The organism is Heyndrickxia sp. FSL W8-0423, from assembly GCF_038009395.1.
Lineage (GTDB): Bacteria > Bacillota > Bacilli > Bacillales > Bacillaceae_C > Heyndrickxia > Heyndrickxia sporothermodurans.
On the sequence record NZ_JBBPBE010000001.1, the window covers coordinates 651,501 to 668,403 of the forward strand.

Annotated in this window: 17 protein-coding genes and 1 riboswitch; of the genes, 6 read left to right on the forward strand and 11 right to left on the reverse strand. The window is 36.9% G+C overall.

Annotation, left to right across the window (positions count from 1 at the left end; translation table 11 throughout):
- Positions 1-12: 12 nt before the first annotated feature.
- Complete coding sequence (locus MKY81_RS03195) at positions 13-333, reverse strand: hypothetical protein (protein WP_108072354.1); 321 nt, start codon at positions 331-333, stop codon at positions 13-15.
- 349 nt (positions 334-682) lie between these two features.
- Here MKY81_RS03195 and MKY81_RS03200 point away from each other — a divergent pair, with 349 nt between their 5' ends.
- On the forward strand, positions 683-1,168 hold the full coding sequence (locus MKY81_RS03200; protein ID WP_066228049.1) for a peptide ABC transporter substrate-binding protein: 486 nt from the start codon (positions 683-685) through the stop codon (positions 1,166-1,168).
- A gap of 518 nt (positions 1,169-1,686) precedes the next feature.
- On the opposite strand, the gene MKY81_RS03205 is transcribed toward MKY81_RS03200, so the two are convergent.
- From MKY81_RS03205 to MKY81_RS03215, 3 genes are all read right to left on the reverse strand, one after another.
- Positions 1,687-2,013, reverse strand: coding sequence for an AzlD domain-containing protein (locus MKY81_RS03205; RefSeq protein ID WP_066228046.1), 327 nt, complete (start codon positions 2,011-2,013; stop codon positions 1,687-1,689).
- On the reverse strand, positions 2,004-2,738 hold the full coding sequence (locus MKY81_RS03210) for an AzlC family ABC transporter permease (protein WP_328018940.1): 735 nt from the start codon (positions 2,736-2,738) through the stop codon (positions 2,004-2,006). Before MKY81_RS03210 ends, MKY81_RS03205 begins: the two co-directional genes overlap by 10 nt.
- Before the next feature lie 492 nt (positions 2,739-3,230).
- Entirely contained in the window at positions 3,231-4,046 is an 816-nt protein-coding gene (locus MKY81_RS03215) for a hypothetical protein (RefSeq protein ID WP_066228038.1), read from the reverse strand.
- Between the two features lie 133 nt (positions 4,047-4,179).
- Here MKY81_RS03215 and pcp point away from each other — a divergent pair, with 133 nt between their 5' ends.
- Positions 4,180-4,827, forward strand: a complete 648-nt coding sequence (pcp, locus tag MKY81_RS03220; protein ID WP_066228037.1) for a pyroglutamyl-peptidase I — start codon at positions 4,180-4,182, stop codon at positions 4,825-4,827.
- Positions 4,828-5,226: 399 nt separating this feature from the next.
- Here pcp and MKY81_RS03225 read toward each other — a convergent pair whose 3' ends face one another.
- Positions 5,227-5,703: an SRPBCC family protein gene (locus MKY81_RS03225; protein ID WP_066228030.1), complete on the reverse strand. Its 477-nt coding sequence runs from the start codon at positions 5,701-5,703 to the stop codon at positions 5,227-5,229.
- 137 nt (positions 5,704-5,840) lie between these two features.
- Between MKY81_RS03225 and MKY81_RS03230 the strand changes: the two genes are divergently transcribed.
- Positions 5,841-6,374: a flavodoxin family protein gene (locus MKY81_RS03230; RefSeq protein ID WP_066228027.1), complete on the forward strand. Its 534-nt coding sequence runs from the start codon at positions 5,841-5,843 to the stop codon at positions 6,372-6,374.
- An 84-nt stretch (positions 6,375-6,458) separates the two neighbouring features.
- Here MKY81_RS03230 and MKY81_RS03235 read toward each other — a convergent pair whose 3' ends face one another.
- The 5 genes from MKY81_RS03235 to MKY81_RS03255 form a co-directional block, all read right to left on the reverse strand.
- Positions 6,459-8,315: an ABC transporter ATP-binding protein gene (locus MKY81_RS03235; protein WP_341116722.1), complete on the reverse strand. Its 1,857-nt coding sequence runs from the start codon at positions 8,313-8,315 to the stop codon at positions 6,459-6,461.
- The gene (locus tag MKY81_RS03240) at positions 8,312-10,036 is read right to left on the reverse strand and encodes an ABC transporter ATP-binding protein (RefSeq protein WP_341116723.1); all 1,725 of its coding nucleotides are present in this window, start codon (positions 10,034-10,036) and stop codon (positions 8,312-8,314) included. Before MKY81_RS03240 ends, MKY81_RS03235 begins: the two co-directional genes overlap by 4 nt.
- Before the next feature lie 4 nt (positions 10,037-10,040).
- On the reverse strand, positions 10,041-10,523 hold the full coding sequence (locus tag MKY81_RS03245; protein WP_066228020.1) for a MarR family winged helix-turn-helix transcriptional regulator: 483 nt from the start codon (positions 10,521-10,523) through the stop codon (positions 10,041-10,043).
- A 112-nt stretch (positions 10,524-10,635) separates the two neighbouring features.
- A complete protein-coding gene (locus MKY81_RS03250; RefSeq protein WP_066228017.1) occupies positions 10,636-11,496 on the reverse strand; it encodes an AraC family transcriptional regulator in 861 nt (286 codons plus the stop codon).
- Between the two features lie 117 nt (positions 11,497-11,613).
- Positions 11,614-13,065, reverse strand: coding sequence for an NAD-dependent succinate-semialdehyde dehydrogenase (locus MKY81_RS03255; RefSeq protein ID WP_066228014.1), 1,452 nt, complete (start codon positions 13,063-13,065; stop codon positions 11,614-11,616).
- A 567-nt stretch (positions 13,066-13,632) separates the two neighbouring features.
- On the opposite strand from MKY81_RS03255, the gene MKY81_RS03260 reads away from it, so the two are divergent.
- Entirely contained in the window at positions 13,633-14,289 is a 657-nt protein-coding gene (locus MKY81_RS03260; RefSeq protein WP_341116728.1) for a GntR family transcriptional regulator, read from the forward strand.
- A 115-nt stretch (positions 14,290-14,404) separates the two neighbouring features.
- Here MKY81_RS03260 and brnQ read toward each other — a convergent pair whose 3' ends face one another.
- Positions 14,405-15,760, reverse strand: a complete 1,356-nt coding sequence (brnQ, locus tag MKY81_RS03265) for a branched-chain amino acid transport system II carrier protein (RefSeq protein ID WP_341116731.1) — start codon at positions 15,758-15,760, stop codon at positions 14,405-14,407.
- A 278-nt stretch (positions 15,761-16,038) separates the two neighbouring features.
- On the opposite strand from brnQ, the gene MKY81_RS03270 reads away from it, so the two are divergent.
- Both MKY81_RS03270 and MKY81_RS03275 read left to right on the forward strand, forming a co-directional pair.
- Positions 16,039-16,509, forward strand: a complete 471-nt coding sequence (locus MKY81_RS03270; RefSeq protein ID WP_107920550.1) for a divergent PAP2 family protein — start codon at positions 16,039-16,041, stop codon at positions 16,507-16,509.
- Between the two features lie 57 nt (positions 16,510-16,566).
- Positions 16,567-16,773: a hypothetical protein gene (locus MKY81_RS03275; protein ID WP_341116732.1), complete on the forward strand. Its 207-nt coding sequence runs from the start codon at positions 16,567-16,569 to the stop codon at positions 16,771-16,773.
- A 23-nt stretch (positions 16,774-16,796) separates the two neighbouring features.
- Positions 16,797-16,856: riboswitch (Fluoride riboswitch) on the forward strand.
- The last annotated feature ends 47 nt before the right edge of the window (positions 16,857-16,903 follow it).

Here is a 16,903-nt window from a genome sequence, read left to right on the forward strand (position 1 = left end):
AATTGTAACATTCTACTTGACGGTCACAGCAGTTGCGTAATCGTCAGTAGTTACATTACTAAAAGTAAAGTACACATCTGAAAGTCCAGGTTGAGATGAAGTACCAACAAATTCTATTTTGCTTGAGGCGTTCCACGCCTTGGCACCATTAGAAGCATAACTTGAAAAACCAGCATCACTCACTGAACTGTGTATATTATATAATAGACCTTTTGGACGAGACTGTTTTTTCCAATCGCTTATAACATAAGCATTTGCAACATTATTACTAAGAATTATAGGCAAACAAATAATTAAAACAGTTAACATGATCATAATATTCCTTTTTTTCATAATCATCACTCCTAATATATTTTTATACATTTTACCAAATTATAACCTTTAATAGAGTGAGTTGTAAATCATAATATTTTATCTATTCAAAAAAATTCAAGTAACCATTATTTCAAAGACTGTTTTAGTATCCTAATGTCAAAGGTATATATGGGATATGTAAGTGTTTAAAAATAAAGAAGGTTTAGCACTAGGATTTTTTTATTTTATATAGAATATAAGAAGAGAGGAGTTATTAAAAAGGCTTTCAGTTTCATAAAAATTTTACAACTAGGGTTTGGACTTACTAACTAAAGGAGAAACGAATAGAAAATAAAAACAAAATAATTACAATGAAGGAGCGAATCGAATGAAGATCATACAATCTATTATAATATTTACTCTATTTTTATCTCTTGCTGCTTGTTCTAAAAAGGAAAATCCTAAGGAACATTTAGTAGAAATATATAAAATTGCATTAGACTCTATAATGGAAAAAGATAAAGAATTGAGTAGTGATATGAAATATATAGCTATTGATATGAAGAATTTTGATGAATTAACAAAACAGGATAAAAGCGAAATATTAAGTTATTTTAAGGAAAAGTATAAAGTTGAAGTTATTGATATGTCATTAGACGAATTAAAAGAAAAAGGTTTATTCAATTCTAATACCATGTCTTTAGATGGAGTATTATTAAGAATTAAAAAGGTTGATTATAAACCTTTTAATAATGTTTTATTTGAAGGGTCCAAATATCGTTCTGGCAAAGGTTCTACTGTTGTGGAAACAAAAATTCATTTTAAAGATGGGGAATGGAAAGTTAAAGAGTCAAAAGAAACTCAGAAAAGTTAATATTTACTTACTGACCGTTAATTTTAATATGGATTATCTATTTATTTAACATGACAATCATACAGAGAAAGTAATAAAACAACGAATCCCCGAAATTCGACCAAATTGAGTCAAATTTTGGGGTTTTTCGTTTGGATCGCTAGCTTAGTAGCTTTAAAAAGTTCCGTATAAAAACAGTTTAATAGTATAATTTATTTTTTGAATTGCAATTAAAAGGCTGTTGTCATTAAAGTAAACAAAATTGTGTGTTAAGAATTTGTGTGAAAAGTATTCAGGTAAAAGGCAACACTTGGAAAACCCTCCAAATTCAAATATTTTAAAGGGCTAAGACTAATCTAATATAAGTGCACTTTCTAAAAGATTGAAATAATCGAATGCCTGTTATTACCTGTTACAATTTCGTACTAGTTGCAAATCCTAAATTTTGTTTAACTACGGGCATAATTTTTTGTTAATATCTCAGATCGAGTAATGTTAAATATTTTTCCCTCAAAATTAACAAAATATACGAAAATAGCCTAAAATATAAAACGAAATAACATCATACATATAATCCCTGTCAAAACGGTACCTAATAAACTCCTCGTAAAAATAGCCACTAAAAAAACGGGCAACGATACGACTAAATTAAGACTATTTTCATAGAGTGCTAGTTTGTCATTTGAAAATAAAAGGGATTGTGCAAGTAACGCAGCCATGACGGCTACTGGGACATGCTTTAACCAACTAATCGCCCAGTCCGGAAGCTGGATACGACTCAAAACCATTAAAGGAAGAACCCTCGGAATAAATGTGACTAGTGCGCATCCAAAAATGACTAATAAAATGGTATATCTTATTTCCATTTTTCAATCACCATCCCAATCGTTGCTCCTAGAATTGTAGCAACTATAACACCTACACTTCCTGAAAAAATAAAGCTTACGGCTACTACAATAATCACGGCACTAAGAATAACCATGATATCTACAAAGTATTTTTTTTGACTTAAAATTTGAAGCACAAGTAAACCGATAAACATAGCAGGCAAGGCAAAATCTAAACCGAACTTTTCCGGATTGGGGATCCAATTCCCAAAGAATCCACCTGCAATATTAGCTACGATCCAATTTAAATAGGCGGTTAGATTTAAGCCGACCATCCATTTATAGCTACCAAACTTTTTATTTGAGAGTTGATTGATGGCTACACCAAATGTTTCATCCGTTAACAAGCTACCTACATACACATTTTTCCACAGAGATAAATGTCGAAAATAAGGCGATAAGGCGGCGCTGAGTAAAAAATGACGAAGATTTACAAAGAGAATCGTAAAAATAATTGCTGAAACCGGACTACCCATAGCAATCATGCCTGCTGCAATAAATTGGGCTGATCCCGCATAAACAAAAATACTGAGAAGTGCAATCTCCATAATACTTAATCCCGCTGTTTTTTCCACAACACCCGCCGCAAACCCAATACTTAAATATCCAAGTAATGTCGGAACACAGTCTTTTACACCTTTCCAAAAGCTTTCTTCCGTGTTGGAATATGTATTCGTCTTTAACTTAAGTATCTCTTGATTCACTTCTCCTCCCCCTCTTGATGATTGTTTTTATTTTCTAATATATCAGAGGTTTCTTTTTCGGAAAAGTGAATTTTCTCTTCTTTAAAAGAGTAATATAAATAGTGATGTGTAAAATCAGTAAGAAAAATACGATTCCTGCCGCGATAAAATATTCAAAGTTAGGCAAGAAATCATATATAATAAAGAAAAAACTAGATACACAAATTAATATCGCTAAAAAAAATTCAAAAAATATTGCTGTAAATGTAAACCACATATATGGAATGATAATTTCCCTATGAGTAACATGCTGTAAAGTAAGCCCTTCCCAACATAGATCAGCTAGTTTATTTAATTTCTTCAAACCACTTCACCTCAATGAACGTACTTAGAAAAACAGTATGTCCAAAAAAGAGGATATAGAAGCAAAAAACATAAGAAAAAGGAATTTTTCCTAATTGCTGTGCCTAGGAGAAACCCCTTTTTCTTTAAAATAAAATTTGCGAAATGTGCTTATTCAAAAGATGTAGCAATTTCAAGAGCAACCATTGGATCCTTTACTTGATCTATCGTATATACGATGGTTTCCTTCTGCCACATAATTCTGTTATCTGATTGATCAACATCGATATGAACCATGCCGTGTGGTTTTGGAATTGGTAATGTATGTGTTTCTAAGTAATTTACCGCATTTTTAGCTAGGTTTTTCCCTTTGTCACCTTCCGTCGTTTTTGCACGGGAAACAAGTGCCCAGCGCCCTTCATTCCAACTCGTCCACTGCGAACCTGCCCCGGCATCTTGGTATCCTTTTATACCATGGCCAAGATCGATTGGATTACCGCCTAGCTTACTATAATCTTGATATCCAATTTGCTCATTAGCTTCTTTTAAGCTATTATATTTTTTCACATTTAAACGCATGATTGCTTTTGCTGTTTGATCTTTTCCAAGCGTATTATGATTTATTGGTATCGGTTGAACGCTTTCATAAAAAACAACTTCATAGTGGTTAGCATCCGATTTAGTTGTTGCGGTTAAATGCTTTCCTTCTGATATAGGAAGTTTATTGGGAAGTACAATGGAAATATTTGTTTTCAACTGGTTTTTTATCGCTTCCATTACTTCAGCCTGTGACATAGTCTGATTTGGGTTTTTCGATTCATTGTTAGACTCGCCCTTATGTTCGTTATTACTATTGTGATTCGTTTGGTCTTGGGCCGGAGCTTGGGATTTCTCCTTATCATTACCCTTTATATCCTCGCTCTTTGGTGCACAGGCACTTAGCAAAAGAACAGCAATAATCGGTGCAAATATTATGTTTAGCTTCATGGCTACCTTCCTTTCCTCTTTTACACATGTTTCCCTTAAGAGTAGGCATTGAAACTTACCTCTTTTTTATTGTATGTTTCTACTTAGTCATATTCGCTCCTATATTTTATACTTATTGTAGGAGGGATAATTGATGAGAAAAAAAGTTTTAATCACGGGCTTTGACCCATTCGGACAAGATCAAATCAACCCTGCATTGGAGGCAGTTAAACGATTTAAAGGTAGAATCATAGAAGAAGTTGAAGTTGTTACATTAGAAGTTCCCACTGTATTTCATGAATCAATCAAAGTGGTGATAAAAGCGATCGAACTACACCAGCCTGATGTAGTCATTTGTGTAGGACAAGCGGGCGGTAGAACACAAATAACACCTGAACGGGTCGCAATTAATATTGATGATGCACGCATCCCGGATAATCATCAAAAACAGCCCATCGATGAAGCAATTGTTGAAAATGGCCCTGTTGCCTACTGGTCAACCTTACCGATTAAAAGAATCGTTCATAATATGAAAAAGGCTGGCATACCATCAGCTGTTTCAAATTCTGCAGGAACTTTTGTTTGTAATCACCTATTTTATGGTGTCATGAATTATATTGAAAAAAATACCCCACATATTCGTGGAGGCTTTATCCATATTCCATTCATTCCGGAGCAAACAATCAATAATAACGCGCCAAGTTTAAGTCTAGATGTCATCGTACGCGGACTTGAAATAGCAATTATCACTTCTGCTAATGAGGGAAAGGACATTCGAGAAGTCGGGGGCACTATACATTAAAGAAACGGACAGGGAGTTTCGGATCTTATGGAGGTGTTTGCAGCACGGTTCTTACCTTTGAGGGACCGTTTGAGCGGGATTCGCGTTGCTATCGGACCGCTTCTCTCTTTTCCGGTTCCATTGCTGTCGGATTCGCCTTTCCATCGGACCGCTTCCCCCCTTTCCGGTTCCATTGCTGCGGGGCGCAGCTACCATCGGACCGCTTCTCTCCTTTCCGGCACCATTGATGCGAGATTCGCCTTTCCATCGGACCGCCTCTCTCTTTCCCAGCACGATTTCAGCGAGGGCCGAGCTCTCATCGGATGATCCGCCTCGCTCAATTCACAGCTCATAAGCAAGAAAAGTTTTTCTTATCAGACTGGCACTAGAAACCAGTCCATTATTAATCATCTTTTTCAATTACATATATCTTTCTGTTAATTGGATATATTTTTCGTACCACTTTTCCCATTCTTCTTTTCTTGATTCAATTGTTCTACCATCTAATAATGCATGTATGACATCAAGACAAACATGCCATCCAGCCAGATCCTTTGGGGTATGATTTGTCATTTTATTTATCGTTTCATTTAAAATTAATAAGCATCCATCATTCTCTTTATACAGTTCAAAACGCACTTTATCTTCCGCCCAAGTAAATTCCAATACAGAATACATTTCAAGTTCGGTAATTTCCATCTCCTCAAAAGTGCCATCCTGCATATCAAACAAAATGATCCCACCTTTACGAAGATCTTTCACTCGTAACTCTGAAAACCATTTCGAAAGCTTTTCATTGTCCGTTAACATCGCCCATACCTCTTCAACGGAATGCTGTAATTGACGTTCAAATCTCGCAAAATAATGATCCTCGACCTTTTGTATTGAAGCTAACATTATTCCACCTTCTCACAATGTAATTTGCTTTCATTGTATTAATAACCAGTCCTAATATCAACCATCTCTTTTTTCTTTATCGATTAATAAGATTATTATAAGATTAGACTAATTTAAATAAAAGGAGAGAAGTTACAATGACAATAGCAGTTATTTATGGGGGAACCCGCCCGAATGGAAATGCAGAAACATTAACAGATCTAGCCATTAACGGATTAGAAGTAGAAAAAATATACTTAGGTGAATATCTCATTCAACCAATCAAAGATGGAAGGCATTCAGAAGAAGGATTTCAAGAAGTAAGTGACGATTACAACTCCATTATCAACCGTCTGTTACCACATGATACATGGATTTTTTCCACCCCTATTTATTGGTACAGTATGTCAGGAATCATGAAAAACTTTATCGATCGTTGGTCACAAACAATGAGAGACGCAAACTATCCTGAATTTAAAACGCACATGTCTAAGAAAAAAGCATATGTGATTGCTGTCGGCGGTGATCAACCATACGTAAAGGGACTACCAATGATCCAACAATTTCAGCATATCTTTGATTTTATGGGTATGACGTTTGAGGGATATGTTCTTGGAGAAGGAAATAAGCCGGGAGATATTTTGAATGACAAAAAGGCTGTATATGCTGCTACCGAATTATTAAGAAGGTAAATAATTATCGTTTTAATTCTGAAATAAGAAGATACCCTTAGCAAAGGGTATTTTCTTATTTCTTGATTTCTATAACATATTAAATCATCCAGCTACCTGTTTCGAAAACTGACTGTTATAAAGATCTGCATAAAACCCATCCACTTCCAATAATTCTTGGTGAGAGCCCTGTTCAATTACTTTTCCTTGGTTCATTACTAAAATTAAATCGGCATCTCTAATTGTTGAAAGGCGGTGAGCAATGACGAAGCTTGTTCTTCCTTCCATTAATCGATTCATTGCCTGTTGAATCAATAATTCTGTACGTGTATCAACACTTGATGTTGCTTCATCCAAAATCATAATCGGAGGGTCGGCTAAAATCGCCCGAGCAATTGTTAGTAACTGCTTTTGCCCTTGAGAGATATTCGATGCTTCTTCATTCAATACGGTATCATATCCATCTGGAAGTGTACGGATAAAATGATCAGCCCGAGCTGCTTTAGCTGCTTGGAAGATTTCTTCATCCGTCGCACCATTTTTCCCATACGCTAAATTTTCTTTTATCGTTCCATTAAATAACCACGTATCTTGAAGCACCATTCCGAATGTTGTCCGTAGATCTTCACGTGATATTTCCCTCGTATCGATGCCATCAATTTTAATCGCACCACCATTTAGTTCATAAAATCTCATTAATAAATTTATCAATGTCGTCTTCCCGGCACCTGTTGGCCCGACAATGGCGACTGTTTGACCAGGATGAACATCAATATTCATATCTTCTATTAATAAATCCTTATCATAGCCGAAATCAACATGCTCGAATGTAACAGCACCTTTTGCATGAGTTAAAGTTGATGTATTCTTTTCTTGAATTTCCTCTTCCTCATCAAGAAGTTCAAAAACACGTTCCGCGGCAGCAACCGTTGATTGTATAATATTGGCGATGTTCGCTGTTTGTGTAATTGGTTGTGTGAATTGCTTTGTATAGGTAATAAATGCTTGAATATCACCTATCGAAATAGCTCTTTTTGTCACTAAAATTCCGCCAATAACACTGATTAAAACATAGCTTAAATTTCCAACGAAAAACATCATCGGCATAATAATTCCTGAGATAAATTGAGCTTTACGTCCTGCTTGATATAATTCTTCATTTACTTCATCAAACTGTTCAAGTGCTTTCTTTTCATGTCCAAATGCTTTTACTACTTGGTGTCCCGTATACATTTCCTCTATATGTCCGTTTAACTGTCCTAGTGTCCGTTGTTGATCAGCAAAATGTTTTTGCGACCTTTTCAAAATTGGTTTAATCACAAAGATAGACACGGGCAAGCTAACGATTGATATCAATGTGAGGAGAGGACTGATCGTCAACATCATAATAATGATACCGACAATCATAACAATCGATGTAATAAACTGCGTTACACTTTGCTGCAATGTACTTCCTATTAAATCAATATCATTTGTCACTCGACTTAATGTCTCTCCGTTTGGACGACTATCATAATATTTAAGTGGAAGCTTCTCTAACTTTTCATTCACATCTTCCCTTAAACGATACACCGTTTTCTGCGCTACACTTGACATAATGTATTGCTGAATGTACGTAAATAAACTACTAATAACATATAGACCTGCTAAAAGGAGGAGAAGCTGACCAATGGCTCCAAAGTCTATTTCGGCACCCGGTACGCCTTTAAATTTTGCATATGCCCCTTTAAATACTTCAGTTATGGCGTTTCCCATAATTTTAGGGCCCGCAATGGTAAAAATCGTACTCATGGTTGCAGCAACAAACACTGCGATTAATTGATTGCGAAGAGGTTTTAAATACGAAAGCAGACGCTTGAAGGTTCCTTTAAAATTCTTTGCCTTCTGTCCGGCCATCATCATATGACCGCCGCCATGGCCTGGTCCACCGCCTTGAGGATGCGATTTTTTATGCTTACTCATGCAATCTCCTCCTCTGAATGCTGTGATTCAACGATTTCACGATAAACTTCATTTGTTTCTAGTAATTCTTTATGTGTTCCTATCCCAGCAATTTTCCCTTTATCTAAAACGATAATTCTATCTGCATCGATAACAGTACTCACCCGTTGTGCAACGAGAATAACCGTTGCCGTTTCTGTCTCATTTTTTAGTGCAGCACGTAATTTTGCATCCGTTTTATAATCGAGGGCTGAAAAACTATCATCAAAAATATAAATATCAGGCTTTCTTACGAGTGCTCTCGCAATTGAAAGACGTTGTTTTTGGCCACCGGATATGTTTGCCCCACCTTGTGAAATGACCGAATTGTAACCTGCGTCCATTTTACCAATAAAATCATCCGCTTGAGCGACTTTTGCAGCATGGATAATTTCTTCTTGAGTCGCGTCTTCTTTTCCAAAACGAATATTTTCCGCAATCGTTCCTGAAAAAAGCAGTGCTTTCTGAGGTACAAAACCAATTTTTGAACGGACTTCATCTTGCGAAGCGTCACGAACATCGACACCATTTACCCAAATCGTCCCGCTAGTCACATCAAAAAACCTTGGAATCAAATTCACTAACGTTGATTTTCCTGCTCCTGTTCCACCAATAATCGCCGTCACTTCACCTGAATTGGCTTTAAAATGGATATCTGATAATGCAGGTTCTTCTGCACCAGGATAGCTGAATGATACATGTTCAAATTCAAGCGTGCCACGATTCTTATCGGCTGTTTGTTTTCCCTCATCCAAAAACGTTGGTTCCATTTCTAGAACTTCATTAATCCGTTTTGCCGAGACTGCAGCACGAGGCACCATCACAAACATCATCGATGCCATCACAAGTGCAAACATAATTTGCATCACGTATTGAATAAAGGCCATAAGATCCCCTACTTGCATTGCGCCATTATCAATCCGAATCCCGCCAAACCATATGACGCCTACAACTGTTAAATTCATCACAAGCATCATAACAGGCATTAAAAGTGCCATTACCTTATTTACTTTAATGGAAACGTCCGTTAAATCTTTATTCGCCTTTTGAAGCCGAACCTTTTCTTGTTTTTCACGATTAAAGGCACGAATAACCCGAATTCCAGTCAAATTTTCACGCAATACTAAATTCAAACGATCCAATCTTGCCTGAACTGTTTTGAACAGCGGAATCCCTTTATTCATAATTAATAAGATCGAACCGACCAATAACGGAATGGTGACAACGATAATTAATGATAATTTTGCATCCTTAGACAGTGCCATAATTAGTCCACCTACAAACATAATTGGCGCACTGACTACCATACGAAGCATCATAATGACCACTTGTTGTACTTGAGTAATATCATTTGTCGTTCTCGTAATTAATGATGCCGTACCTACTTCATCAAAATCTTGAAGTGAAAACTTCTCCACATGGCTAAAGACTTTTCGGCGAATATCCCTTCCGAACCCCATAGCGGCCTTTGATGAAAAATAGCTTGCAGCAACTGATGCTAAAGCACCAAAAGCAGAAACTAGCAACATGATTCCGCCAATTTTCCAAATATATGGCGTATCCCCTACGACCACACCTTTATCGATAATATCCGCCATTAATGTCGGTAAATAAAGATCTGACATCGATTGTAGGAAAACAAGTCCAAATACTGCTAGAACGATCCATTTATAAAATGATAAATTTTTCAATAGCTTAGCCATTCGATCATTCTCCTTGTTCAGTTATTTCTTTTTCTAAAAATAGTGCTATTTGGAGAAGTGCGGCAAGGAAATCTTCTGATTGCTTTTCAGTAAATGTTTGAAGTGCACATTCAAAAGCATGATGAATACTTCCCTTTTGAACCCAAATCGTATCAAAAAATTCCTTGCCTTTCTCACTCAATATCAATTGCATTTCCCTTCGATTGTCTTCAACAGGGTGCCTATGAATCAACCCTGCTAAAACAAGACCGTCAACGGCCTGACTTAATGTACTTTTCGGGAGCTGAGTTTCCTTACCTAGCTCCTTTTGTGTCATTTCAATTTGTGGTGCCAATTTCGTTAGTAATACCAATTGCGGGATTGAGAGGTTATGATCGGAAGCTGTTTTTTGAAAAATTTTCCTCGCATTTTGTTGTACACGATCAAATGCACGAAGGATTTCTAATGAAAGCTGATTCAATTGATCTTTATCGCTCCTTTTGTCCAATTTAGAATTGTTCCATTATGAACTATTCACAATGATAAATATTAATTTACTCTGATAAATAGCCATAGTCAAGAAAAAAATCCTTTCGTTTTGAAAGGATTTTTTGCAGATCTTATTTTACCGGAATCCAAATTTCAGAATAGGAATCTGGACTAAATGCGTCTTCATTTGGATATACTTCCAATTCCGGAGTCCCGGCATGTTGATAGCCACTGGATGGGAACCATTCCGAAAAGATCTGTTTCCACACTTTTTGCATGGCATCAGGCATTGGACCGTGAACCTCAAATACAGCCCATTTAGAAGCAGGAATCTCCAGTTTTTCAAATTTATCAGGAACATCGCCATCATGGGCAGCAGCGATCCAATATTCCATTTGTTGTGGTCGCGTTGAACCATTATCGACGCAGACACCTAGCACCCCATTAACCGGACCATTGTTTACCTTGAATAGCTCGTCATCTGTTCCATTTGCATTTACTTCGTCCCAAAACTTCGGAATACCGACAAGATTTTCACCGTTTGCATATGAAAATTCTCGCTTAATCCCGACGATTTGAAATGCATCTTTCTTAACAATACTGTACTTCATTGGTTCTACCCCTTTCAGATTCACCTGTATCATCAGGCGGTTATAAGATTTCAGCTTTCCAATGCCTTTACGTGCTTCACTTGGAGTAACCCCGTGTTGCTTACGAAAAGCTTTGGCGAAAGCCTCGGGAGTGTCGTAGCCATACTTATAGGCGAGCTCAATAATTTTAGCATTTGTTTTTGCTAATTCTTCAGCTGCTAGTGTTAAGCGTCTCCGACGAAGATATTCACCTACGGAGACATCAGTTAGCACTGAAAATGTTCGCTGAAAGTGAAATGTTGAAGCGTTAGCTTGGTTAGCTATATCATCAATTGTTATCTCCTCAAGCAAATGCTCTTCCATGTAGTTAATCGCCTTTTGTAATGATTCCACCCATGCCATATCGCTCACTCCTTACTAACATTCTAAAAGGGGAATGACTTTCTATCCTGTCATTTTATGCTTTGTTAAGACAGATTCTCTATCGCTAGCTTTTTTTCCTGCTTTAGCCTGAAATGTTTATTTCGTTATACCTATCGAAACATACTTCATTTCAACAAACTCTAGTATTCCTTCCTTTCCACCTTCTTTTCCAAATCCTGATTCCTTTATTCCCCCAAATGGCGCCTCGGCTGTTGCTGGAAAAACATCATTTACTCCAATTATTCCGTATTCTAATGCTTCTGTGAGTTGAAATAGACGGTTCGTACTTTCCGTCATAACATAAGCAGCTAAACCATATGGAAGCTGATTCGCTTTTTCAATAACTTCCTCTAATAAGTCAAATGTTTCAATCGGCAAAACGGGTCCGAATGTTTCTTCGTTCATAACCTTCATTTGATCATTTACATCTACAAGGACAGTAGGTTCATAGAAATGACCGCCTAATCCTCCATTCCATTCCTTCCCCCCAGCTACAATCGACGCACCATGTTTCAAAGCATCCTCGACATGTTCTGTTACTTTTTCCACAGCATTTCGGTCAATCATTGGACCGATAACTGTTGAATCCTCATTTCCATTACCGATTTTAAGGTTCCTTACTTTTGCCGATAGTTTTTCGATAAATTCTTCTGCTATATTCTGATGTACATAAACTCTGTTCGCACAAATGCATGTTTGACCACAGTTTCTAAATTTACTTGCGATTGTTAAATCGACAGCTGTTTCAAGATTTGCATCTTCTAGAACTAGAATTGGTGCGTGTCCACCTAACTCTAGTGATAATTTTTTAATATGCTGGGCACTATTTTTCATTAGGTCTCTTCCCACTTCTGTTGATCCAGTAAAAGTAATTAACCGGACATCCGGACTTTGCGTCAACGCGTCTCCAATGGCTCTAGCGTCACCTGCTACTAAATTCAAGACACCTTTTGGAAGTCCTACTTCTTCGAAAATTTTCACGATAGCCATTGCTGTTAATGGTGTTTGTGAGGCTGGCTTCAAGACTACGGTACAACCAGCAGCTAAAGAAGGGCCAAGTTTTCGCGTTACCATTGATGCAGGGAAATTCCATGGCGTGATTGCGGCAATTACACCGATTGCTTGCGGAATGACGAGTGACCGCTTATTTGCGTTAGATGGTGGAATGATTTCTCCATATACACGATTTGCTTCCTCTGCATACCACAATAAGTAACTCGCCGCTGATTCTATTTCCGTTCGAGCTTCTGTGAGCGGCTTTCCCTGTTCTGATGTTAAAATTTGTGCAAGCTGTTCTTTATTTTCAAGCATCTTTTCATAGGCTTTATACAAAAAACGCGAGCGTTCTCTAGCCGTTCTTTTCGACCAGGCAGAAAAAGCGGCTTTAGCTTCCTCAATGGCTTCTAAAGCATCCTCCTTCCCTCCATACGATATTTCCGTCAGCTTTTCTAATGTTGCCGGGTTAGTAATTGACCGATAAGTACCGGAATAAGCTTCACGCCATTCCCCGTTTATAAATATCCCTTTTTCCTTTTGTCCAATTAACATCGTTTTCCCTCCTGTAAACTTTTTTGAACGGCAATTAATGCTTCTTTTCCAATCATTCCTTAAATGTTTGTAAGAAAATTTGTATCTAATTGATATTTTTATAGATACGCATCCATTAATGTTAATCTCCTCTCCTTTGAAAAGCTTTATAAATTCAAAAAAGCCAGCCCTATCACATACTATTGTGATAAAGACCGGCTTTATGATTCATTAACCCCACTCCGACAAGAATGGCTATGATATCTAAACAGTCAGTATGAATAATCAAAGATCCGTTTCTTCCCTTCCTTCCGCGGTAAAACGGCTAGGGCCGAAGAAATATACTATATTTTAATTTTACCAAATTTTCAGTATGATTCAAGTGACTTTTGAATGATTTAACTTGATAATAAGACTACACTTAGTATTTTCAGGCTGTACTTTTATCGACCTTTTGACTTTTCGAAGAAGTAATTAATATCAATTTAACAACTAATGAAATGTAATATATTGCATATCATTCCCTTTATTTTTCATGTATACTATATAATAGATATTACACAAAACTTTTATTGAGGGTGAGTCGTCATGCCGATACCAATTAATCATTCGAAGCCTATACGCAAATCTGCTAAAGAAAACGCATTTAACCAAATACAGCAATGGATTATTGAAGGCACTTTAAAACCTGGTGAGAAACTAAATGACTCCGAGCTGGCAGAAGCATTGGGTGTAAGTCGGACACCAATACGGGAATCCCTGCAATTGCTGGAAGTTCAAGGTTTTGTAAAAATGTATCCCGGTAAAGCAACTCAAGTAACTGAGGTGAAGAAAGAATCGATTAAAGATCTGCTTCCTCCGTTAGCTTCATTACAGGCATTATCGGCCGAACTAGCCATTTCACATTTAAATGATGAAGTGATCAAATTGCTTGAACGTACAAACGAAAGATTTGCAGAAGCCATTCACTCAAAAAATTATTTTTCTGCACTTAGAATAGATGAAGAATTTCATCAAATTATTGTCGATACTGCAAAAAATCCCTACATACACAACATCGTTGCTGATTTACAAGCACATGTTAGAAGATTATTTTTTCATAACTCCATTATCCTAACTAAAAAGTCTATTGATGAACATCAAACGATCATCAATTTAATGAAAGATCATAACGTAACCGAAGTTGCACAAGTCATGCGCCAAAACTGGCTCCGTGCGATTGAGGAATTCCATTCATTAAAATAAGTAAAGCCGGCTTCCCAAAATTGAGGAGGCCGGCTTTTTCTATTTGTCTAGCTACAGCGCCTAGTCCTTCGAGATCAAATAACTTTCGGGGCTGAACAAGGCGCTTTCGCTTTTCCTATGCATGCACTTCTGAATATCGATGGACGCGTGCAATGATTCCCGTGACTAAGATTACAATGAGAACCGGAAGCAGCCATCCTAGTCCTTCATTATATAAAGGTAAATAATGCTTATAGAAAGAAATAATACCTTCTAACCATCCAGCGTAATCTATTTTAAAGAGATCATAAAATTTTTTAATCCCATCAATAATACTTATTAAAAATGTAACAAACGTCGCCGAAATATAAACAACTTTTGAGTGATTGAAAAGTGGTGACAAGAAAGTTAATAGCATTAATACAATGGCTAACGGATAAAGAAACATTAATACAGGAATTGAATAATTAATAATATTTGCTAGTCCAAAATTAGCAATGATAAAGGTAAACACTGTGAAAAACGTAACGAAAATTTTGTAGCTTATTTTTGGTAAAAGTGTATGGAAGTATTCCCCACAAGCTGTCATTAAGCCTATACTTGTCGTTAAACAGGCAAGCAGGATAACAACAGACAGCATTACTGTTCCCGTCATACCGAAATAATAAGATGCAGCACTTCCTAAAACAGGACCGCCAGTATCAAAGAGACCAAATCTGCCCGTGCTTGTTGCCCCTAAGTAGGTAATTCCCACATAAATGATACCGAGAAATGCAATCGCAACAAAGCCTGATTTTGCCGTTGCACCAAGGATTCCACGAGTAGAATTCACACCCATTGAACGGATGGCATTAATGACAATAATACCAAATACTAGTGAAGCTAATGCATCCATCGTATTATATCCTTCCGTAAATCCTTTCATAAAGGCATTACCTGTATATGCACCTTGTGGAGCTTCAATGGATCCCATTGGTTTGACAATCACCGTTACTAATAAAATAATTAAAAGAATAATAATACCAGGCGATAAAATTTTTCCTACGCGATCCACTATCTTTGCTGGATTCAAAGAAAACCATAGAGTAATTACAAAAAATAATAAGGTGAAAATAAATAACCCTGTTTGTTCAAATCCCTTTCCGACAAATGGGGCGATCCCGATGTCATATGCTACTGCCCCAGTACGTGGAGCCGCAAAGAATGGCCCAATCGTTAAATATAATAGAGAAGTAAAAATCACTCCATAGATTGGATGAATTCTACTAGATAGTTCTTGTAAATTCCGACTTCCTGAAAACCCCATCACTAAGATACCTAGAAAAGGTAAACCGACGCCAGTAATCAAAAAGCCTACAACTGCAGGTATAATATTTGTTCCAGCATTTTGACCAAGCTGTGCTGGGAAAATTAAATTGCCCGCTCCGAAAAACAATGCAAATAGCATGACTCCTACTACAAAGTAAGATGAAAATGATAGTTTGTCATTCATAATATGTTCCCCCTAAGATGATTATTTTGCTAAAATGCTATATGCAATATATTAGTGAAATCTATCATACTATCTTTGTATGCAAAATGCAATATATCAATCAGATTTTTTTGATAATTCGCACTGAGGTTGGGACAATGAGGCTGATCCACTATCCGTAATCTAATCTTAATTATCAAAAAAGTAGCTTAATATACGACTTTTTGTGGAACTATAAGAGTATGTTATAAAAGAAAATAATGTGATTTTATTACCTATCCAATGAATAGGAGGACAAAATGTTTCTGTCATATCCCATTTTAGCCGCTCTTTTAGGTATGTTAATTGCCCAATTTGTCAAAATTCCCATTCACTTTTTAACCTCACGGGAATTGAAATGGAGTTTATTTTTAAGTACAGGTGGCATGCCCAGCTCACATACAGCTACAGTTATTTCCCTAACCACCGCCATCGGATTAACTTCCGGTTTTTATTCTAATGAGTTTGCAATCTGCGTCGTTGTTTCCGCCATCGTTATTCATGATGCGATTGGTGTTCGAAGGGAAGCCGGGTTCCATGCTGAAGTGTTAAATAAATTATTAGCTGATTTCAATCAATTAATTGAAATCATTAAAGATCATGATGTTACGAAGTATCAGTACCAAAAGAAGTTTAAAGAATTGTTAGGACATAAACCAGTTGAGGTTTTCTTTGGAATCATTACAGGTATCTTAGTAGGTTTGTTAACATTTTATATTTATCCATTCTAATGGTTGCGAGTTTGGACCCTAGTTCCGTTATTTGTACGAATAATGGAGTAATTGTTTTTGTTTATGGACATTGCAAGTGGTCCGATAGAGCAATGCTGGAATGGTGCCGGGAAAGGGAGAAGCGGTACTATTGCTGTGCCGGGCGTACTGCTATGGAACCGGTTAAAGGAGAAGCAGTCCCATTGCTGTGCCGGGCGTACTTCTATCGGACCGGCAAAGGGAAAAGCGGCCCCCATAATAAATATTCCATTGGTAAATTTATGATTATATGCTAAAATAGCGCTATAAATGTAAAGGGCGATGGAGTTCGCCAGATGTGCTACTAGGCTAATGACTCCTACCGGAAAAAATATCTGGTAGGAGTCTTTTTATGTTTGGGAACTATATACTAGAG

Excerpts from the sequence above, each read along its gene's own strand:
- MKY81_RS03195 (WP_108072354.1), bottom strand. The coding sequence starts at position 333 with ATGAAAAAAAGGAATATTATGATCATGTTAACTGTTTTAATTATTTGT.
- MKY81_RS03200 (WP_066228049.1), top strand. The coding sequence starts at position 683 with ATGAAGATCATACAATCTATTATAATATTTACTCTATTTTTATCTCTT.
- MKY81_RS03205 (WP_066228046.1), bottom strand. The coding sequence starts at position 2,013 with ATGGAAATAAGATATACCATTTTATTAGTCATTTTTGGATGCGCACTA.
- MKY81_RS03215 (WP_066228038.1), bottom strand. The coding sequence starts at position 4,046 with ATGAAGCTAAACATAATATTTGCACCGATTATTGCTGTTCTTTTGCTA.
- pcp (WP_066228037.1), top strand. The coding sequence starts at position 4,180 with ATGAGAAAAAAAGTTTTAATCACGGGCTTTGACCCATTCGGACAAGAT.
- MKY81_RS03225 (WP_066228030.1), bottom strand. The coding sequence starts at position 5,703 with ATGTTAGCTTCAATACAAAAGGTCGAGGATCATTATTTTGCGAGATTT.
- MKY81_RS03230 (WP_066228027.1), top strand. The coding sequence starts at position 5,841 with ATGACAATAGCAGTTATTTATGGGGGAACCCGCCCGAATGGAAATGCA.
- MKY81_RS03235 (WP_341116722.1), bottom strand. The coding sequence starts at position 8,315 with ATGAGTAAGCATAAAAAATCGCATCCTCAAGGCGGTGGACCAGGCCAT.
- MKY81_RS03240 (WP_341116723.1), bottom strand. The coding sequence starts at position 10,036 with ATGGCTAAGCTATTGAAAAATTTATCATTTTATAAATGGATCGTTCTA.
- MKY81_RS03250 (WP_066228017.1), bottom strand. The coding sequence starts at position 11,496 with ATGGCATGGGTGGAATCATTACAAAAGGCGATTAACTACATGGAAGAG.
- MKY81_RS03255 (WP_066228014.1), bottom strand. The coding sequence starts at position 13,065 with ATGTTAATTGGACAAAAGGAAAAAGGGATATTTATAAACGGGGAATGG.
- MKY81_RS03260 (WP_341116728.1), top strand. The coding sequence starts at position 13,633 with ATGCCGATACCAATTAATCATTCGAAGCCTATACGCAAATCTGCTAAA.
- brnQ (WP_341116731.1), bottom strand. The coding sequence starts at position 15,760 with ATGAATGACAAACTATCATTTTCATCTTACTTTGTAGTAGGAGTCATG.
- MKY81_RS03270 (WP_107920550.1), top strand. The coding sequence starts at position 16,039 with ATGTTTCTGTCATATCCCATTTTAGCCGCTCTTTTAGGTATGTTAATT.